This window comes from Terrabacter ginsenosidimutans (assembly GCF_039539425.1).
GTDB lineage: Bacteria > Actinomycetota > Actinomycetes > Actinomycetales > Dermatophilaceae > Terrabacter > Terrabacter ginsenosidimutans.
Window position 1 is genome coordinate 1 of sequence record NZ_BAABDC010000006.1, and the last position, 18,281, is coordinate 18,281.

General features: G+C 71.9%; 17 protein-coding genes, 1 tRNA gene and 1 riboswitch. Of the genes, 10 read left to right on the forward strand and 8 right to left on the reverse strand.

Annotation, left to right across the window (positions count from 1 at the left end):
* The first annotated feature begins 283 nt into the window (after positions 1 to 283).
* From ABD831_RS16465 to ABD831_RS16490, 6 genes are all read left to right on the forward strand, one after another.
* Positions 284 to 359 (forward strand) — tRNA-Arg (locus tag ABD831_RS16465).
* Positions 360 to 590: 231 nt separating this feature from the next.
* Complete coding sequence (locus ABD831_RS16470; protein WP_344949017.1) at positions 591 to 1,013, forward strand: hypothetical protein; 423 nt, start codon at positions 591 to 593, stop codon at positions 1,011 to 1,013.
* A 231-nt stretch (positions 1,014 to 1,244) separates the two neighbouring features.
* Entirely contained in the window at positions 1,245 to 1,661 is a 417-nt protein-coding gene (locus ABD831_RS16475; protein ID WP_344949019.1) for a DUF2703 domain-containing protein, read from the forward strand.
* Positions 1,662 to 1,679: 18 nt separating this feature from the next.
* Positions 1,680 to 1,895, forward strand: coding sequence for a hypothetical protein (locus ABD831_RS16480; protein WP_344949022.1), 216 nt, complete (start codon positions 1,680 to 1,682; stop codon positions 1,893 to 1,895).
* 106 nt (positions 1,896 to 2,001) lie between these two features.
* On the forward strand, positions 2,002 to 3,423 hold the full coding sequence (locus tag ABD831_RS16485) for a WS/DGAT/MGAT family O-acyltransferase (RefSeq protein WP_344949024.1): 1,422 nt from the start codon (positions 2,002 to 2,004) through the stop codon (positions 3,421 to 3,423).
* A complete protein-coding gene (locus tag ABD831_RS16490) occupies positions 3,407 to 5,254 on the forward strand; it encodes an AMP-dependent synthetase/ligase (protein ID WP_344949027.1) in 1,848 nt (615 codons plus the stop codon). The genes ABD831_RS16485 and ABD831_RS16490 overlap by 17 nt, the downstream gene beginning before the upstream one ends.
* Positions 5,255 to 5,304: 50 nt before the next feature.
* On the opposite strand, the gene ABD831_RS16495 is transcribed toward ABD831_RS16490, so the two are convergent.
* Positions 5,305 to 6,252, reverse strand: a complete 948-nt coding sequence (locus tag ABD831_RS16495) for an alpha/beta fold hydrolase (RefSeq protein WP_344949029.1) — start codon at positions 6,250 to 6,252, stop codon at positions 5,305 to 5,307.
* Positions 6,253 to 6,499: 247 nt separating this feature from the next.
* On the opposite strand from ABD831_RS16495, the gene ABD831_RS16500 reads away from it, so the two are divergent.
* Both ABD831_RS16500 and ABD831_RS16505 read left to right on the forward strand, forming a co-directional pair.
* On the forward strand, positions 6,500 to 8,794 hold the full coding sequence (locus ABD831_RS16500) for a SpoIIE family protein phosphatase (protein ID WP_344949032.1): 2,295 nt from the start codon (positions 6,500 to 6,502) through the stop codon (positions 8,792 to 8,794).
* Positions 8,791 to 9,276 carry an STAS domain-containing protein gene (locus ABD831_RS16505; RefSeq protein WP_344949034.1) on the forward strand — a complete coding sequence of 162 codons (486 nt, stop codon included), beginning with the start codon at positions 8,791 to 8,793 and terminating at the stop codon, positions 9,274 to 9,276. The genes ABD831_RS16500 and ABD831_RS16505 overlap by 4 nt, the downstream gene beginning before the upstream one ends.
* Here the strand turns inward: ABD831_RS16505 and ABD831_RS16510 are convergent.
* The 5 genes from ABD831_RS16510 to ABD831_RS16530 form a co-directional block, all read right to left on the reverse strand.
* Complete coding sequence (locus tag ABD831_RS16510; RefSeq protein WP_344949037.1) at positions 9,261 to 10,595, reverse strand: zf-HC2 domain-containing protein; 1,335 nt, start codon at positions 10,593 to 10,595, stop codon at positions 9,261 to 9,263. The genes ABD831_RS16505 and ABD831_RS16510 overlap by 16 nt on opposite strands.
* Positions 10,596 to 10,860: 265 nt before the next feature.
* Complete coding sequence (locus ABD831_RS16515) at positions 10,861 to 11,544, reverse strand: DsbA family oxidoreductase (protein WP_344949040.1); 684 nt, start codon at positions 11,542 to 11,544, stop codon at positions 10,861 to 10,863.
* 97 nt (positions 11,545 to 11,641) lie between these two features.
* Positions 11,642 to 12,412 (reverse strand): C40 family peptidase, encoded by a 771-nt coding sequence (locus tag ABD831_RS16520; protein WP_344949043.1) that lies wholly within the window; start codon positions 12,410 to 12,412, stop codon positions 11,642 to 11,644.
* Between the two features lie 3 nt (positions 12,413 to 12,415).
* Positions 12,416 to 12,580, reverse strand: a riboswitch (cyclic di-AMP (ydaO/yuaA leader).
* A gap of 206 nt (positions 12,581 to 12,786) precedes the next feature.
* Positions 12,787 to 13,482, reverse strand: a complete 696-nt coding sequence (locus ABD831_RS16525) for an iron-dependent transcriptional repressor DtxR (RefSeq protein ID WP_344949045.1) — start codon at positions 13,480 to 13,482, stop codon at positions 12,787 to 12,789.
* Positions 13,483 to 13,511: 29 nt separating this feature from the next.
* Positions 13,512 to 14,747 carry an MFS transporter gene (locus ABD831_RS16530; protein WP_344949047.1) on the reverse strand — a complete coding sequence of 412 codons (1,236 nt, stop codon included), beginning with the start codon at positions 14,745 to 14,747 and terminating at the stop codon, positions 13,512 to 13,514.
* A 67-nt stretch (positions 14,748 to 14,814) separates the two neighbouring features.
* Here ABD831_RS16530 and ABD831_RS16535 point away from each other — a divergent pair, with 67 nt between their 5' ends.
* Positions 14,815 to 15,999 (forward strand): hypothetical protein, encoded by a 1,185-nt coding sequence (locus tag ABD831_RS16535; RefSeq protein WP_344949050.1) that lies wholly within the window; start codon positions 14,815 to 14,817, stop codon positions 15,997 to 15,999.
* Between the two features lie 211 nt (positions 16,000 to 16,210).
* Here ABD831_RS16535 and pdxH read toward each other — a convergent pair whose 3' ends face one another.
* The gene (pdxH, locus tag ABD831_RS16540; protein ID WP_344949052.1) at positions 16,211 to 16,963 is read right to left on the reverse strand and encodes a pyridoxamine 5'-phosphate oxidase; all 753 of its coding nucleotides are present in this window, start codon (positions 16,961 to 16,963) and stop codon (positions 16,211 to 16,213) included.
* Positions 16,964 to 17,072: 109 nt separating this feature from the next.
* On the opposite strand from pdxH, the gene ABD831_RS16545 reads away from it, so the two are divergent.
* Positions 17,073 to 17,477, forward strand: a complete 405-nt coding sequence (locus ABD831_RS16545) for a hypothetical protein (protein WP_344949055.1) — start codon at positions 17,073 to 17,075, stop codon at positions 17,475 to 17,477.
* 100 nt (positions 17,478 to 17,577) lie between these two features.
* Here the strand turns inward: ABD831_RS16545 and ABD831_RS16550 are convergent, their stop codons facing one another.
* Positions 17,578 to 18,165: a pentapeptide repeat-containing protein gene (locus ABD831_RS16550; protein ID WP_344949058.1), complete on the reverse strand. Its 588-nt coding sequence runs from the start codon at positions 18,163 to 18,165 to the stop codon at positions 17,578 to 17,580.
* Positions 18,166 to 18,281 lie beyond the last annotated feature (116 nt).

The window sequence follows — 18,281 nt, forward strand, 5'->3', positions numbered from 1 at the left end:
CGGCGCATGCCAAATGAGAGTCACGACCCGAAGGAAGGACAGCCGCTGATGTGAGCGACCAACCCGGGCACCTGAACCGAGCCTGCGCAGGCACCGGTCCTACCGTCAATGAAACAAGTAGCCGCTGATGGTGCGTGCCGCGCCCTGGGTGGCAGCCATGCGCGAGACCGCCGCACGGGTCCAGTAGCCTGTCCTCGTTGGTCGGCCCGGCAGGGCCTCGTTACAGCGAGGGTTACAGCGACCCTTGCAGCGAGGTTTCCAGCGAGGGTTTCAGCCATGCCCCGCCCTCGTAGCTCAGGGGATAGAGCACCGCTCTCCTAAAGCGGGTGTCGCAGGTTCGAATCCTGCCGGGGGCACCACACGCTTGTATGACTTCGCCTGATACATGACGTTCGGGCTTCGCCTGATTCTTGTCAGTGTTTCGGGTGATGCTCGACAGCTACTCCGGCTGATCCTTGACGCTCTCTTCATGAAGGAGATGAGCGTGGCTGAGCCGCGGCAGAAGGCGGTGCCAGCCGTCGTCGGCGAGGCGCGGGCGGGCCTCCGTCAATGTGCCGCCCCGACGGTGTTCGGCTGGCATTCTCATTCCCATGCGCAGGATCACAGGGGTGACAGGGGCCGCGCTTGTCGTGCTGGGATTCGTCGGCTTCATCGTCGGCAGCTCCGTCGCATTCCTCGCCGGTCCATGGCTGCTCGTGCTGACACTGCTCATGGTGACGATCGGCTTCGTCTTCATGTGGGAAGCACAAGTCGTCTGGCCCCAGGACGCAACCCCCTATCCGTGGCGCCGCAGGTTGGCCGGATTGGGGGTCGGTCTGGTCACGTTGGCTTCGGCGGTCGTCACGCGGGGGGTGGTCGCAGCAGGCCTGCCGAACACCTGGATCGCGCACAGCATTGCGATGCTCGCAGGCGGCGTGGTCGGCGATTTCACGTTCAGACGGCTCCGCGATGCCGTCGCCCGACGGTCCGTCCGATGGACGCCGCCAAGCCCGGCTGAGGCCAAGGCGCCCTGACGAGCGGGCCTGTGGCCGACCTGACCTCCTGCCTCAGGTCGTCGGGGCGCGGCCGGGATGGCCTTCTGACCCACCAAGCCAAAGCCGGGCGGCTCCCGAGGCTGACCTCAAGCAGCCGATCGGTGGCGATGCCTGCGCCCTCCAGTCCCCCAGTTCCAGCGCAAGGACCTTCGCCTCTGACCCCGGCCGAGAGGCGCGCCTAGCGTCTTGCCAACGGCGAGAGGGGCCACCATGACATCGCTGAGCATCCGCTGGCAGAGGCTGGTCAAGGACGGCCTCACGTGCGACCGCTGCGGCGACACCGAGAGCGCAGTACGGCGGGCGACCGAAACACTTCGGCAGGTCCTCGAACCCCTCGGCATCGAACCTCAGCTCGAGGTCGCCGACCTCGACGAGGCCGCCTTCCGGGCCAGCCCCCTCGAGTCAAACCGCATCTGGATCGCCGGGCAGCCGATGGAGGACTGGCTGGAGGGCACCGTCGGCCAAAGCCGCTGCTGCTCTGTGTGCGGCGACTCGGACTGCCGGACGGTCGAGATCCGGGGCACGGTGTTCGAGACGATCCCCGAGCGGCTCATCCTCAAGGCCGGCCTCCGCGCCGCCGCGGAGCTCCTCGACCCGGCCACGCTGCCCATTGCCTCGACGACCTGACCTTGAGACGATCCGACCATGCGGGGCACGTTCGCTCAGTGGCTGCCGATGATGCTGCTCGTCCCGGCGCTGGGGTTCTGGGGCTATTCCCTCGTCGACTTCTCGCGCACCCCGGACCACGAGATCCGCACCTTCTCGCACGACACCTGGTTGGTGATCATGACGTTCGGCAGCGTCGTCGGGTGCCTGGCGTGGTGGGCGAACGGCCGGCCGCAGCACCAGACGCGGCGGTGAGCACGGGCCCTCTCCCATGACCGCTCGCTGACGCTGTGAGGGACGTCGCGGGTCGTCGGGACCAATGACCCGTGCGCCGGCAGGCGCACCCGGCAACGCTGGGACTATGCAGCGTCTCAGTCCTCTCGATGTCTCCTTCCTCCAGCTCGAGCGGGACGTGCAACAGCTCAACGTCGGATCAGCCCTCATCTTCGAGGGCCCAGCACCGACCTTCGACGAGTTCTGCACGGCGGTCGAGGTCCTGCTGCCGCAGTTCCCGCGCTACCGCCAGCGCGTGCGCCGGGTCCCCCTCGACCTGGCGTTGCCCCGCTGGGTCGATGACCCGACGTTCCGGCTGCGTGCTCACCTCGGCCACCGCCGGCTACGACCGCCGGGCACCGACGACGCGTTGCGCACGCTGGCGGTCCGCCTCATCTCGCGACCGCTCGACCTCGACCGTCCACTCTGGCGCTCCTGGCTCGTCACCGGTCTGCGCGGCGGACGTTTCGCCCTCGTCAACACCAACCATCACGCGATGATCGACGGCATCTCCGGCTCCGACATCATCAGCGTGCTGTTGACCACCGATCCTCGGTCACCACGACGCGAGCAGCCCACGGATCCCTGGGCTCCCGCGCCCGAGCCGAGCACGGCGGAGCTCGTCACCGACGCCGTCGTCGATCTCGCCTCGAGTCCCGTTCGGGCCGTGCAGGGTCTAGCCCGGGCCCTGCGTGTCGAGGCCATCGCCGAGAGCGTGGCCGAGGTCGTCGGCATGGTCCGCTTCGGGGAGCAGCTGGCCCACGTCGAGCTCGGGCTCAACGGCCCGTTGGGCCCGCGCCGCGACTGGCGCTGGGTCCGCGCGGACCTCGAGGCCGTCAAGGCCGTGAAGCGCCGGTTCGGTGGCACCGTCAACGACGTGGTGCTCGCGGCCATCGCAGGTGGGTTCCGCGCGCTGCTCCTCTCCCGGGGGCAGTCTGTCGACGGACGCACCGTGCGCACCCTGGTCCCGGTCTCGACCCGTCACCCCGACGAGCACGGAACACTGGGCAACCGGGTGTCGGCAGTCTTCGCGGATCTGCCTGTGGGGCAGGCAGATCCGCTCGAGCGCCTGCGCGCGGTCTCGGCCCAGCTGCATACGCTAAAGACCGGTGGCGCCGCGCTGGGCGTGGACGCCCTCCTCGACGCCGCCGACCTGGTCCCCGGCAGCCTCTACGCCCTCGGCGTCAAGGCGTGGGCCCACAGCCCGCAGCGCATCTTCAGCACGGTGACGACGAACGTCCCCGGCCCCCAGGTGCCCCTCTACCTGCTCGGGCGGCGGATGACCGACATGTACCCCTACATCCCCCTCGGCGCGGACCTGCGCATCACCATCGGCATCGCGTCGTATGCCGGGGGGCTGGCCTGGGGCGTCACCGGGGACCACGACTCCGTCCCCGACCTGCGCGTCCTCTCCGACGGCATCGATCAGTCGATCGCCGAGCTGATCTCCCTCGCCCCACCATCGAACCTCTCGAACCGCTCCGAGGTGCGCCATGCAGGAACACGCTGAATCCACCCGCTACACCCCCGCGCCCGGCGAGACCCTCACGGACGACGTCTTCACCAACGCCCGTGTGCACGCGTCGGAGGTCGGCTACTCGCGCCGGGTCGACGAGAGCTGGGTGCCCGTCACGCACGTCGAGCTCGCAACGCAGGTGATCGACGTCGCGGCCGCGCTCATGGCCTGGGGCCTCTCGCCGGGCGAACGCGTTGCCATCATGGGCGGCACGAGCTTCGAGTGGATGGTGTGCGACTACGCGATCTGGACCGCCGGCGGCGTCACCGTGCCGATCTACGAGACGTCGTCCGCCGAGCAGGTCGAGTGGATCCTCCACGACTCCGGGGCCGTCGGCGTCTTCGTCTCGAACGCCGCCGTGGCAGCCACGGTCACCTCGGTTCGCGGCACCCTGACCGAGCTGCGAGCCGTGTGGGCCCTGGACCCCACCGATAAGGACACGCAGGCCACCGATGACCTGACGACCCTCTCGCACGACATCGACGCGTCAGAGGTGGAGGCGCGTCGGGCGTCGCTCACGAGCGACGCGCTGGCCACGATCATCTACACCTCCGGCACGACGGGGCGTCCGAAAGGGTGCGCCATCACCCACGCCAACCTGCTGTGCCAGGTCCACAACGTCGTCGCAGCCACGAACGTCACCGAGCTCGTCTTCAACGACCGGAGCAGGACGCTGCTGTTCATCCCGGTCGCGCACATCCTCGCCCGGTCCATCCAGCTGACCGCGGTCCACCAGCGCGTGCACCTGGCCCACGGCAGCGACGCCAAGAAGGCCGCGTCGCTCCTCGTCGACTTCAAGCCGTCGGTGATCCTGGCCGTGCCGTACATCTTCGAGAAGATCTACAACACGGCCAAGCACAAGGCCGCGGTCGAGAAGAAGGGCTGGATCTTCGGGCAGGCCGAGGCAGCAGCCACGCAGTACAGCGAGTCCATCGACCGCGGCGGCCCGGGCCTGCTGCTGCGGCTTCGTCACGGCCTCTTCGACCGTCTCGTCTACGGCAAGCTGAGGGCCGCCCTCGGCGGGCAGGTCGACTACATCGTCAGCGGCGGAGCACCCCTGGGATCGCGGCTGGGCCACTTCTTCCGCGGCATCGGGATCAACCCGCTCGAGGGCTACGGCCTGACCGAGACGTGCGCCGGCGTCACGCTGAACCTGCCGGGTCAGCAGCGCATCGGCACCGTCGGCCGCCCCCTGCCGGGCTGCGCTGTGCGGATCGCGGACGACGGCGAGGTGCTGCTCAAGGGCGGTGTCGTCTTCCAGGGCTACTGGCACAACGAGGAGGCGACCCGGGACGCCTTCGACGAGGACGGCTGGTTCCGCACCGGCGACCTCGGCTCGCTCGACCGCGACGGCTACCTGACGGTCACGGGGCGCAAGAAGGACCTCATCGTGACCGCCGGCGGCAAGAACGTCGCTCCCGCGGTGCTCGAGGACCGCCTCCGGGCGCACTGGCTGCTCAGCCAGTGCCTCGTCGTCGGCGACCGCCGGCCTTATGTCGCAGCGCTGCTCACCGTCGATGCGGAGGTGCTGCCGCAGTGGCTCGCCGAGCACGGCCACACCGAACCCGGGGCGATCGAGCACATCCACGAGAACCCGGACCTGCTGGCCGAGCTCCAGTCCGCCGTCGACGACGCCAACAAGGCGGTGTCCCAGGCCGAGGCGATCAAGCGGTTCGCCGTGCTGCCGGAGGACTTCACCGTCGACACCGGACTGCTCACACCGACCCTCAAGGTGAAGCGGGCGGTGGTCACCGAGCGGTATGCCGCCGAGATCGACCGCCTCTACGCGGACGAAGGTGCGCGGGCGCCCTCAGCGACGCCGTAGGCCACGTCGTAGGCCACGTCGTAGGCCACGTCGGCGACCGTCACGCGTCGTCACGGGCGGGCACCCAGGACGGCGATGGTGCCCTCGTCGACGAGCCAGTCCAGGATCCGGTCGATCGTCCATTCCGGGACCTCCAGCTGCGGCACGTGACCGACGTCCTCGGCAACCTCGAAACGCCACGTCGGGTTGGCCCTCGCCACCCGACGCGCCGCGGCGATGGGCACCAGCCGGTCCTTGGCCCCGTGGAGCAGCAGCACCGGCTTGCTGATCCGGCCCATCAGGGCGTCGAGCCAGCGACGCCGGGCCAGGACGAGGACGAGCGACCTTCCGGCGACGATGAGCTCGGCGTCGACGTCCGGATAGTCCTCGCGCTCCCGAGCGAGCTCGAGGTGCTGACGCAGGACGTGACCGGGCACCCGACGGGTGTCCACGCAGCAGAGCCGCAGCACCGCCATCGCCTGGCTCTCGGCCGAGAAGAGACTGCGCCGACGGGACATCAGCACGCGAGCCAGGGCCGGCACGGCATACGCCCCGAACATGAGCGTGACGAGCGGGTCAGGGCGTGCGGTCGGTCCCACGGGCACCGCGGGGTCGACGAGGACGAGCCCCGACACGAGGTCGGGGCGCAGGTCGGCCAGCAGCAGGCTGAGCAGGCCGCCCATGGAGTTGCCGACGAGGATGACCGGATGGCCGATGACCTCGTCGACGAAACGGGCCAGGAGGTCGCGGTTGGTGTCGATGTGCGGCGACCGACCCAGGGGTTGGGTGCGCCCGAAACCGACGAGGTCGATCGCCACGACACGGCACGTCTCCGCCAGCGTGGGCGCGATCGCCGCCCAGTTGAGCAGGGAGCCGCCGAGACCGTGCACGAGCAGCAGCAGCGGACCGTCGTCAGGGCCGCCGTAGTCGACATAGTGCACCGGCCCTCCGAGATCTGCCCATCGGGACTCGGGCGGCTCTGCCTCGAACTGTGGGCTGTCGCCAGGGAACGCTGCCACGTCCCCATCGTCCCTGCGATCCCACCGTCGCGTCGGCGTGCGGACCAACCTGTGAGCGACGGAACGCGCGGGATCCTCCGGTCGCGCCAGCGGTCGCCCGCCTCTGGTCAACCTCCCAGCAGCGGCCGCGGGCCACGTCCACATCACGTGAGCCCACGGACGCTGGACGAAAGGCTCGTCAGGTGACACCCCGTGCTCCTAGAGTCATGGCCATGGTGGGGCGTGGGCGGCTGGGCTGCTCCCGGCGATGACGAGCAGCGTGGGGGCAGCGGACACCTCGGGCCGCGCCGCCCTGCCCGGAACCACCCCACGCGCGACCATCGCGCCCGCGCACACCGCGCCCGCCACCACTCCGCCCTCCACCGACCCACAGGCGTCGACCGCAGACGGCGTCGCCCACGACGCGCTCTCGTCCGAGGTCCCGGTGTCCGCCGCTCGCCGCGCGCTCCGCCTCGTCGTCATCGCCGTCGCGTACTACGTCGGGGCACGGCTCGGGCTGGGCCTGTCCCTGGTCGGCAACGACGTCACCCCGCTCTGGCCGCCGACGGGGGTCGCCGTCGCCGCCCTCGTCGTCATGGGACGGTCGTACTGGCCGGCCATCGCCGTCGCCGCCCTGGCCGTCAACCTGCCGATCAGCGCCACCCCGCTCGCAGCGGTCGTCACGGCGGTCGGCAACACGCTCGCGCCGGTCCTGGCCGTCACGCTGCTGCGGCGCGTCGGCTTCCGCCGCGAGCTCGACCGGCGGCGCGACGCGATCGCGATCGTCTTCCTCGGCGCCCTCGCCAGCATGCTGGTCAGCGCCACCATCGGTTCGGTCACGCTCGTCGTGTCCGGCTCGATCGCGACCTCACAGCTCGCGGCCGCGTGGGCCGTGTGGTGGACCGGCGACGCCATGGGCGTCCTCGCCGTCGCCCCGTTCCTGCTGTGCCTGCCCCTCTTCTGGGAGCAGCGGCGGTGGCCCCTGCGCCAGTGGCTCGAGGGGGCCACGGTGATCGTTGCCGCGACAGCGGTGATCGCGGCCGCCTCGTTGACGCGGCTGCCGGTCCTGTTCCTCGCGCTGCCCGTCCTCGGCTGGGCGGCCTGGCGCCTGCAGCTGCGGGGCGCCGCGCCGGCCGCTCTCATCGCGGCCCTCCTGGCCACGTGGTCGGCGGCGCACATGATCGGGCCGTTCAAGGGCATGACGTTGGTCGAGCAGATGGTGACCCTCCAGTCCTTCAACGCGTGCGTCGCCCTGACCTCCTTCTTCCTCTCGGCGATGGTGAGCGAGCGGCTCCAGACCGCGGCCGCGCTGAGCGCCGCGGCCTCGGAGCTCGAGAGTCGGGTCGAGCGCCGCACGGCGCAGCTCTCGGCCGCCAACACCCGCCTGGTGCAGGAGATCCAGGAGCGGTCCGAGGCCCAGGAGCTGCTGAGCCACGAGGAGGCCAGGGCCCAGCGCGAGCACCAGATCGCCGAGACCCTGCAGCGCAGTCTCCTGCCCGACCGCCTGCCCGACGTCCCGGGGGTCGCCCTGGCCGCCCGCTACGTGCCGGCGACGGCCGACGTGCAGGTCGGCGGTGACTGGTACGACGTCGTCCAGCTCCCCGGCGGCCTGCTCGGACTCGCGATCGGCGACGTCGCCGGCCATGGGCTCCCCGCCGCCGCGACGATGGTGCAGGTCCGCATGGCGCTGCGCGCCTACGCGCTGCAGGACCCGTCGCCGCCTGCGGTCATGCGCGGCGTGCACCAGCTCGTCTCCCAGCTGCCGGTGCCCGAGATGGTGACGCTGACCTATCTCGTCTTCGACCCCGCGACGCGCCGGCTGCGGTGGAGCAGCGCGGGCCACCCTCCCGCGCTGACCGTCGTGGACGGCGTGGGCACCTTCCTCGGGGGCGCACTGTCCCCGCCGGTGGGAGTGACCGCCGACAGCACCTTCACCGAAGCCAGTGCCGAGCTCCCACCGGGGGCGACCCTGCTGCTCTACACGGACGGTCTCATCGAACGCCGCGGCGTGTCGCTCGCCGACGGTCTCGGCCGGCTCGAGCGTGAGGCCGCTGCGGCACCCGCCGACGACGGCCTCGAGGCTCTCTGCGAGCGGTTGCTGCGCATCTTCCTGGACGAGGAGCACATCGAGGACGACGTCGCGATCCTCGCGATGCGGCCCGCACCCGCCGTCGAGGGCGAGCTCGACGTCCGGCTGCCTGCGGAGGCCCGCAACCTGGTGCAGGTCCGCAGCTCCCTACGTCGCTGGCTCAGGGAGTCCGCTGTCTCGGAGGAGGACGTCAACGAGGTCCTCGTCGCCTGCGGTGAGGCGTGCGCCAACGTCGTCCAGCACGCCTACAGCGAGTCGTCCGCCGGCGAGCTCGTCGTCGAGGCCCGTCTCGACGGCGAGGCCCTCGAGCTCCGCGTCCGCGACCGTGGGCACTGGCGACCCGCCGCGGAGCGCGGCGGCGGCTGGGGGCTGCAGCTCATGCGCGCCCTCATGGACGACGTCGCCATCGAGCAGTCGCCCGCCGGCACGCAGGTCCGCCTTCGGCGCAACGTCCGGCTGGGACGCACGTCATGACCGACCTGGCCCGCGTCGAGACCTCGCGCTCCGGCACCACCCAGCTCGCCAGGGTGACCGGCGAGCTCGACCTGTCCAACGCCCGAGCGCTCACCGATGCGCTGGCCCACGCCGTCCCGGACGACGTGACCCTCGTCGTCGTCGACCTCACCGGCACCACCTACGTCGACAGCGCCGCGATCGCGTCGTTCTTCCGCCTCTCCCAACGCCTGCGCGACCGTCGCCAGGACCTCCGCCTCGTCGTGCCGACGACCTCACCGATCCGGGCCGTCGTCGAGCTGACCCGGCTGAGCCAGGTGATCCCCGTCGACGAGAGCGTCCCGCCGCTCCAGGACGTCCCGATGGCGTATGCCGCCCTCCCGCCCCCGGCTGCGCCCGCTCCCACAGCGCCCGCTCCGACCGCGCCCGACGCCACCGTCACTGCCGTGGACCCCGAGGAGCCCCTCGAGCGGGCCGACGACGGCGGTCATCGCAACGGGTAGTTCCCCGAGCCGGGAAGCGTCGCCCCCGATCGCAAGGTGAAGAGCACCGTCAGCGCACCCGTCAGGTCAGGCTCGACGCGGGTCACCTCGACGACGAGGTCGCCGGCGCCGAGACGGCCGTCGAAGACGGAGGTGGGTGTGCTCACGTGCTCCCGGACCCGGCTCCCGCGCACGTCCTGCACCGACGTGATGAGCCAGCCTGCGGGCGCTGCGAGATGAGCGAGACACCCCTGGTCGCTCGGCGCGAAGCGCAGGCTCACGACGGTGCCCACCGTGCTGGGTGGCGTGGTCGTGGTCGCCCCCGGAGACGAGGTCGTCGAGGGGTTGGCCGGGGACGGCTGGACCTGTGTCGTGGTCGGCTTGGCCGCCGAGGTACTGGGGGTCGTGTCAGAGGCCGAGCGCCGTTGTCGCTCGAGGCTGCCCGCGCTCCCCCCGTTGTCGGTGCGACCACCCGATGACTGGAAGCGCGAGACGGCCTGGGCGGTCGCCACCCCGATGACGGGCCTGGGCGCCCCAGACGTCCCCCGCGTCGGGTAGGGCGACTCCGCGTCGTCCGTCGCCCCGTCCGACGCCGTGGACGAGCCTGGCCCTACCGGCGCCTCGGCCGAGACCCGCCCGCCCGGCTCGTGCTGGAGCAGGAGGAGCGCTGCAGCCAGGACGAGTGACGCAGCGGCCAGCACCGCGGCGGCCGACCGCGCAGGCACGGACAGCACCCGTCCGGTCGTCGCCCACCTCGGCACCACGGAGCCGTCTCCGGCGTCTCCTGGGTCGTCTTCTGGGTCGGGGCCGCCAAGGGTCGGGGCGATGCCGACGGCGACGGGCACCGAGGCCTCCTCGGCCGCGGCGAACGCTCCGGGCAGGAGGGCCGGTGCCACGCGCAGCCGGATCGCGGCATCGACGTCGACCACGTCGCGCACGGCTGCGCGGCACCGGGCGCAGCCGTCGAGGTGGTCGTCGATGTGGTGGCGCGCGCTGGGGGGCAGCGAGTCGCGCACGTAGCCGCCGAGCCGGCGTCGCGCCTCCTGGCACTGCGGCTCGGCCGGCCTGGCGGCGAGCTCGGCCAGCAGGGTCTGGCGCAGCCGCTTGCGGGCCTGCTTGCCCAGGGTTGCCACCCCGCTGGGCGTCGTGCCCAGGCCCGGTGCCATCTGCTGCGGCCTCTCCTCGTGCACGACGAGCCGCCAGAGCAGGGAGCGCGACTCGTCGGGCAGCGAACGCCACGCCGCCCAGACGGCCTCCTGCTGCTCCACCTCGACGGCATCGAGGACCTCGCCGGCGTCACGTCCGGTGTCGGATCCGTCGTCCGACCGCTCCACTGTCACCCACCCGGTCTGCCGACGTCGTCGGCTGCTCGACCTCGCTCTGGGTGCATGACCGACACCGGGTCCCCCGACCCGTCCGCGCGACGACCACGCACCTTCAGCATCCTTGCAACGAAAGACGTTCCAAGCGACCATTCCCGGCGCGACATGCCCACAGCGGCGCACGGTCGGGCCGAGCGTGAGCGCTTTGCCCCTTTCGCGACCGAGCCCCGCGGGCGAGCGCTCCCGAACGAGGGCGTATGCCGTCCGCCTCGTCGGGCGCCGGTCAGACGGTCTGCGTGGCGACGCCGCGGAGCAGGGCGAGGTAGTCCTCGGCCGGCCGCGCCCCCGTCACGGCGGCATACCCGTTGGCGACGACGAAGGGCGTCGAGGTGACACCCATCGAACGGGCCTGCTCCTCGTCGGCTCGCACCTGCTCGGCATAGGCGTCCGAGGCGAGCACCGCGGAGACGCGTCGCTCGTCGAGCCCGCACTCGGCGGCGAGCCGCTGCAGCACCTCGTGGTCGTCGAGGGCCAGTCCCTCGCCGAAGTGGGCGGAGTGGAAGCGCTCGACGGCGGCCGACCTCAGAGCGGGCCCGCCCATCTCCCCTGCCAGGGCGCAGAGGCGGTGGGCGTCGAAGGTGTTGGCGCGTACGGCCCGGTCCCAGTCGAAGACGAGGTCGTCGGCCTCGGCGACCTCGCTGGCCTTGGCGTTCATGAGGCGTCCGGTCCCCACGTCCCCACCGTGCCGCACGGACAGGTGCTCGCTGACGGGCACCGCTCCCCCGACGGCGACGTCAGGGTCCAGCTCGAACGACCGCAGCCGCACGGTGACGTCGTGCGGGCGTTCGAACGCCGCGACCGCCGCCTCGACGCGCCGCTTGGCGACCCACGAGTAGGGGCAGACCAGGTCGCTCCAGAGGTCGAGCTCGATGAGGGTCGTGGACTCGGCAGCACGCTGATCGGTCATCGACTCAGTCAACCACGGCCCGCACCGCCCCCGGGAAAGCGTTGCGCCCCCACCGGAGTCGGTGGGGGCGCAACGGCAAGGCGTGAGAGGTGACGGCTCAGAAGCGGCCGTAGCCCGACGGGGTGGTCCAGATCGAGTGGTTGCCGATCACGGTGCCGGTGCGCTGGGCGTCGATCATCCGGCCCGGGCTGACGTAGATGCCCACGTGGTAGGCCGGCGAACCGAAGAAGACGAGGTCACCGGGGCTCGGGTTGCTGACGCGGGTCGCTGCCGCCTGCTGCGCCGACGCGGTGCGCGGGATGGAGATCCCGGCCTGGCGGTAGACGTAGGAGGTGAAGCCGGAGCAGTCGAAGCCCGACGGCGACGAGCCGCCGTAGACGTACGGGACGCCGAAGAAGGACTGCGCGATGCCGACGATGCCGCTGGCGCTCGGGGCGGGCGCGACGTTGAGGGCGGGGCGGGCGGCCGAGCGGGAGACGCGCTGCGAGGCGGCCTTGCGGTCGGCGGCCGCCTTGTCGGCGGCGGCCTTCTCGGCGCGGTCCGCCTTGACGACGATGTCCTCGATGACGACCGGCTTGACCTTGGCCTGCTTGAGCCCGGGTGTCGCGAAGCCGATGGCCGAGAGGGCGTTGCCGGCCTTGAGCGTGCCGACGGCGGGGCCGACGGCCGCGGGGCCGGCGACGACGCTGCTCGAGCCGTCAGCTGCGTTCGCCGTGCCGGCGAACGAGGCGATCAGGCCACCGGAGGCCGCCACGACCGCGGCGCCCTTCACAGCGGGCTGAGCAGACTCCTTGGCGATCGTCTTGAGCTCGGCGATCGCGTTGAATCGACCGGGGGCGCGGTGGCGCCCGGAAACGTTCTGAGCCACAGATAGACCTCTCGACGCCTACGAGGTGAGCTGTCGGGTTCGGGCTGGAGGTACTGCCCGGCCTTCGCTCGGACCAGGTTCGGTCCACGGAGGGCTTCACCCCGAGGGCGTCTCTCGACGCCCGGAGAAAGTGGTTCCCCCGCTCCTGCCATGCGGTTCGTGCTGAGCCTCAGGTCGATGGCAGGACTAGGCGGTCCGACCCGGGGCACTCGCTCGACGGGGAGAGCAAGTTCGCCCACCGTACCCAAGTCGATCTGCCTTGTCACCTCCGAGTTCCCGGAAGTCAAAGATTTTTCCGGGGGCCCCGCAGAGGCTGGCGAAGCATGACAAAAGGGCCCCACCAACCGGGGCAGACCCTGACGAATACAGAGTGTTCAGGCAGCCTGACAGAAGACGTGGACGGCCACGTCGTCAGGCAGTGAGACGCCTGTCGAGCGCTCGCTGCCCTCACGAACCGCGACGACACGGCCACCGTCGCGCACGACCTCGACCCGCGCGCCGGGCACGACGCCGGCGCTCGTCAGCAGCGCGAGCGCCTCGGGGTCGACCTGCACGGGCTCTCCGATCCGGCGGATCGTCACGACCGCGGGGGCCTCCCCCACCGCTGCGGTGAGGGTGGTGAGACCGGTGAGGAAGTCGGCGTCCTGGCGCACGCCCAGCTCGTCGAGCCCGGGGATGGGGTTGCCGTAGGGGGACTCGAGGCCCTCGCCGATGAGACCGAGGATCTTGCGCTCGACCTTCTCGGACATCACGTGCTCCCAGCGGCAGGCCTCGTCGTGGGCGTACTCCCACTCGAGCCCGATGACGTCGACGAGCAGGCGCTCGGCCAGCCGGTGCTTGCGCATGACCCGCGTGGCGAGCAGGCGCCCGTGGTCGGACAGCTCGAGGTGGCGGTCGCCCGACACGGCGACGAGGCCGTCGCGCTCCATCCGCGCCACGGTCTGCGACACGGTGGGACCCGAGTGACCGAGACGCTCCGCGATGCGCGCGCGCAGGGGGACGATGCCCTCCTCCTCGAGCTCGAAGATGGTGCGCAGGTACATCTCGGTGGTGTCGATCAGGTCCGTCACGGTCATACCTTCTCAGAGTCGGAGAGCGCTCAAGGACCGGTCGTCGCCGGGCCGCGGTCGCCGACCCGGGTCGGGTCGTGCCGTGGCACCCAGATGCGCAGCCACCCGGCACCGACGATGGCGCCCACGCCGAGCACGACGGCGGACGCGCCGAGGGACATGATGGCGCTCAGCCCTGACAACGCCAGCGGGCCCGCCGCCCTTCCCAGGTCGGCGCAGAGGCGCCAGCCACCGAGGAACTGCGCCCTGCCGTCGGCGGGTGACGCGTCCGCCCCGAGGGTCATGATGAGGCCTGCGCCGAGGCCGTTGCCGACGCCGAGCACCGTGGCCGCCGCCGTCACGGCGACGAGGCTCGTCGCGAGCGGCATCAGTGCCATGCCGAGTCCGAGCACGAGCATGCTGGGGACGGCGGCGGCCACCCGGCCGTGGCGGTCCATGAGCCATCCCGACGGGTAGAAGAGCAGCATGTCGATGGCGCCGGCCACGCCGAAGACGAGCGAGGTCTGCGCCGGCGAGAAGCCGACCGACTCGGCCCACAGCGGCACGAGCGCCTCGCGGATCGCGCGCGCCCCGGCCACGCACATCGCCCCGGTGCCCAGCGTCAGCAGGACGTGCCGGTGCTGCAGGAGCACCGACGCGACGCTGCGCGGGGGTCCGGCACCGGCCACGCGGTGCGCCGACCCGGTGATGTCGGGTGCGAGGAGGACGAAGGCGGCGGCGCTGGCGACGCCGCCGACGGCATACGCGGACTCCGTGCCCCACGCGGCGATGACGAGCGAGCCGATGAAGGGGCCGATGAAGTAGCCGACGCGGTGCACGCCCCCGAGCGTCGACAGGGCCCGCGCGCGCATCGCGACGGGCACGGCCTCCGTCAGGTACGCCTGGCGCGCCAGTCCGAAGAGGGAGCCCGCGAGGCCGATGACGAGGACGCCGACGAAGAGCATGACGAGACCGCCGGCGAGCGCCGACACGAGCATCCCGATGGCCTCGACGACGGCGGCGACAAGCAGGGCGCGACGCTCACCGATGCGCGCCGCGAGCGCACCCGACGGCAGGTCGCCGAGCAGCTGACCGACGCTCATCATCGCGACGAGCAGCGCTGCCACGCCCACGGAGGCACCGAGCTCGCGGGCCGAGACGGCGACGATCGGGGACACGGCCCCCGCGCCCGTCGAGCCGAGCAGGGTGGGGCCGTAGGCCGACAGCGCGATGGCGCGCAGGCTGCCGTGGCGCCCGTCCGCTCCGTCCCCCCGAATCTCGGTCACGCCACAGGACCCTAACGATCGGGTTACTCGGGTGGCCGGGGCGACCGACCACCGAAAGCATTGGCGCGTGGCCGAGGCGGAGGTGTCGAGCGGCGCGAACGCGGTGGTGCGTTCGCGCACCCTGACGCTGCTCGTGCTCGGAGCGGTGGGCGCGTCGCTCGCGGTCGCGCTCGGGTCGCCCGTCGCCACGGCCGTCATCGGCCTCATCCTCTTCGGGGTCCTGCACAACCTCCTCGAGATCCGCTACGTCGTCGGGCAGTTCGGGAGCGTCCTGGGGCGCCCCTTCCTCGACCTGCTCATCGCGCTGGTCACGGGCATCGCGGTCTGCCACCTCCTCGTGGGGGTCGTCGGCCGACCGGCCCAGCTCGCGGAGATCGCCCTGGGCTACGGCGTCCTCCTCGCCGCGGCGCACCACGTGCTCGACGGCCGGCGGCGGGTGGCTGCCTGGGCGGTCATCGGGGTCGCGGCCGGCGTGTCGCTGGCCTTCCCGGGCTACCACGTCGTCGTGCTGGCCCACCTGCACCAGGTGGTGCCGCTCTTCTTCCTCTGGGAGTGGTCGGGGCGCATCACCTCGCGCCGCGGACGCCAGGCGTTCCGAGCCGTGCAGCTGCTCTGGGTCGTCGCGATCCCCGCGGTCGTGCTCTCAGGGCTGCTCGACGGGTCGCTCGACGCCGACCCCGGCTTCGTGCGCAGCGTCGTCGGCGACGGCCACGCCGTGCTGGCCTCCGGCGCCCTGCCCGGCACCGCGGCGACCGTCGTCGGTCTGCGCCTGCTCACGGTCCTCGCCTTCCTGCAGACCATGCACTACGTCGTGTGGGTGGCGCTCATGCCGCGCATCGCCCCCGACGCGTCGGCCTCCTTCGAGGCTCGGGCGCCGTGGCTGACGGGTCCGCGCCTGTGGGCCGTCGGCTTCGTCGCGGCCGCGGTCTTCGCCGTGCTCTTCGGCATCGACTTCACGCGGGGCACGACGATGTATGCCGCCCTGTCGAGCTACGCGGCCTTCGTCGAGGTGCCGGTGCTGCTCGCGATGCTCGTGGGGGCCGGACGCGTGTCCGCGTCCACCCCCGCCAGCGGGGGCGGGGTCCGTCCACCGGCGTCGGAGGCGCTGCCGTTCTCGGCCGCGGCGTCCTGGGCCCTGGCGCCCCTGCCTCCCCTGCCTCCACTGCCGCCGACGGGTGGGGGCTCCCGCACCGTCGGTCTGCGACCCGACGCCACGTCCGCGGTGGCGCCCGATCCCGAGCTGGGACCGTGACCCCGCCGGCAGGATCACGCCGATAAAGGTCTTGCCGCGTCTGCGCACCCGACGTACGGTCGTGGCATCGAAACCGAAGGGAGGTGATCCGAGAAGTGATTTCTTCCGGAGCGTGTGAGGTGGCCACGCGATAGCCGCGTCCCCATCCACACCCATGGATGAAGCAGGGCAGTCCGACTCGTCGGGCTGCCCTGTTCCGCGTCCACCCTCCCTAGGGCTGCAGGCGCAGCATCGTCCACGAGTCGGGGTCGGCGAGGTCGCCGTCACCCGTCCGGCGGAAGACGATGCGGTCGTGGAGCCGGTTGCGCCGACCCGCCCAGAACTCGACCTCGTCGCAGACGATGCGCCACCCACCCCAGAAGTCCGGCACCGGCACGTCGTGGTCGCCGCCGGTGTCGGGGAAGCGCTCCAGGACTTCCTGCCACCTGCGCTCGAGCTCGTGCCGGTCGGCGGCCGGGCGGGACTGGTCCGACGCCCACGCCGAGAGCCTCGAGCCGTAGGGCCGTGAGTCGAAGTAGGCCTCGACCTCGTCGCGCTCCACGAGCTCGGCCGTGCCGCGGAAGCGGATCGCACGGTAGAGCGAGGGCCACGTGAGGGCCGCCGCCACCCGAGGGTTCGCCTGCAGGTGCTCGCTCTTGGCCGAGCCCAGGTTGGTGACGAAGCCGGGACCACGCTCGTCGAGGAAGCGCATGAGGACGGTGCGCACGTCCGGGGTGCCGGTGGCGTCGACGGTGGCCACCGAGAGGGCGGTGGGCTCGGGCACGTCGTCGCGGTCCGCGGCTGCCGCCAGGGCGTCATCGACCCAGGCCCGGACCTGCAGGTACGGCGACGCCGCGACGTCGGACTCGACGAGCCCGTCGCCGGCGTAGTCGACGCGGCGCACCGCCGTGCCGCCCCCGGCCGCCGAGCCGGAGTCCGACTGAGGGGCCGACCGGTTGGCTGTCGCGCGAGGAGAGCTGTCCATGACCCCAGACTAGGGTTGACCCGAGAAGGTCCGCGCGGACGTCAGGCCACGGCGCGCGCGGTCCCGGCGACAGCCCCGGGCCGCCCGGGGCGCTGTGAGGAGTCACTACATGGCAGGCAAGGGCAAGCTCGTCACCCAGACCGTCAAGCTCGGCATCAAGTACGGCCCCCAGATCTGGGTGGCCACCCAGGCCCTGCGCGACCCCGCGAAGGAAGCCGCCAACAAGGCGATCTCGAGCGAACGCGCCCGCCGCCAGGCGATGGCGCACGCGAAGTCGCTCGCCGACGGCAGCATCCTCAAGGTCTACCGGGGCGACGTCGCCCACTGGGTCGTCTTCAGCGGCGACGAGGCGGTCGGCGTGCACCCGCAGACCGACATCCCGCCCTCGGCCCTCGTCGAGCGCGCCGACCTGACGAAGCGGATCCGGCCCGACGACAAGGTCAAGGCGACCGCCCGCGCCAAGGACGCCGCCGCTGCCGCCCTGCGCCGGGCCAAGCCCAACCAGATCAACTGACCCTCCCCCGCAACACACCGAGCAGCCGTCAACCACTGCGGTTGTAGCCGTCGCAGCCGGCAGCTGCTCGGTGTGTTGCGAGAGGGTGTTGCGAGAGCGCTCAGTCGGCGACGAGGATGCCGAGCTCGAGGGCGAGCGCCTCGGCGAGGTCGATGACCTGGGTGCGGCTCACGGTCGCGCCCCTGAGCCCGGCCAGGCCCACCGGCGCACGCAGCGTGGCCCCGGAGAGGTCGAGGCCGGCATACGTCCCGCGACCGAAGGTCGGCTGGACCAGGGTGCACCCCTCGAAGGTCAGGCCGTCGACGGTGGCCTCCTGCAGGTCCAGCTCGACGACGACGCAGTCGACGAACGCGACGTCCTTGAGGCGCGCCCCGCGCAGGTTGAGGAAGTCGACCTTGCCGCCGCGCACCGTGACGTCGCGCCACGTCGACCCCCACGCCGAGACGGCCGCGAGCCGGCAGCCCTCCATCGTCGTCTCGACGAGGGCCGCCTCGGTCAGGGACAGGCCGACGCCGCCGACGCGCTCCCACTCGCACTCCGACCACCGCGACCCCTCGAGGTGCGCCTCGTCCAGGGTGGCGCCGAGCAGCGAGCACTCGAGGAAGGAGTGGCCCTCCGCGTGGGCGCCCGTGAAGTCGGTCCCCTCGAAACGGACGGCGTCGTGGTGCTGGTCTCGGGTGCTGAACACGGCACCATGAAAAACGGTCTGGTCGGCGGCTGACGGCATACGGTGAGTCTGGCAGTCCCGACCGACGCTCCCCCGTCCGACGACTGTCGGCCTCCACAACGCGGTGGTACCGCCTG

Bases quoted from the DNA above. Each gene is read 5' to 3' on its own strand.
- pdxH (WP_344949052.1), bottom strand. From the start codon at position 16,963: ATGGACAGCTCTCCTCGCGCGACAGCCAACCGGTCGGCCCCTCAGTCG.
- ABD831_RS16490 (WP_344949027.1), top strand. From the start codon at position 3,407: ATGCAGGAACACGCTGAATCCACCCGCTACACCCCCGCGCCCGGCGAG.
- ABD831_RS16545 (WP_344949055.1), top strand. From the start codon at position 17,073: ATGGCAGGCAAGGGCAAGCTCGTCACCCAGACCGTCAAGCTCGGCATC.
- ABD831_RS16485 (WP_344949024.1), top strand. From the start codon at position 2,002: ATGCAGCGTCTCAGTCCTCTCGATGTCTCCTTCCTCCAGCTCGAGCGG.
- ABD831_RS16480 (WP_344949022.1), top strand. From the start codon at position 1,680: ATGCGGGGCACGTTCGCTCAGTGGCTGCCGATGATGCTGCTCGTCCCG.
- ABD831_RS16515 (WP_344949040.1), bottom strand. From the start codon at position 11,544: ATGACCGATCAGCGTGCTGCCGAGTCCACGACCCTCATCGAGCTCGAC.
- ABD831_RS16505 (WP_344949034.1), top strand. From the start codon at position 8,791: ATGACCGACCTGGCCCGCGTCGAGACCTCGCGCTCCGGCACCACCCAG.
- ABD831_RS16475 (WP_344949019.1), top strand. From the start codon at position 1,245: ATGACATCGCTGAGCATCCGCTGGCAGAGGCTGGTCAAGGACGGCCTC.
- ABD831_RS16470 (WP_344949017.1), top strand. From the start codon at position 591: ATGCGCAGGATCACAGGGGTGACAGGGGCCGCGCTTGTCGTGCTGGGA.
- ABD831_RS16500 (WP_344949032.1), top strand. From the start codon at position 6,500: ATGACGAGCAGCGTGGGGGCAGCGGACACCTCGGGCCGCGCCGCCCTG.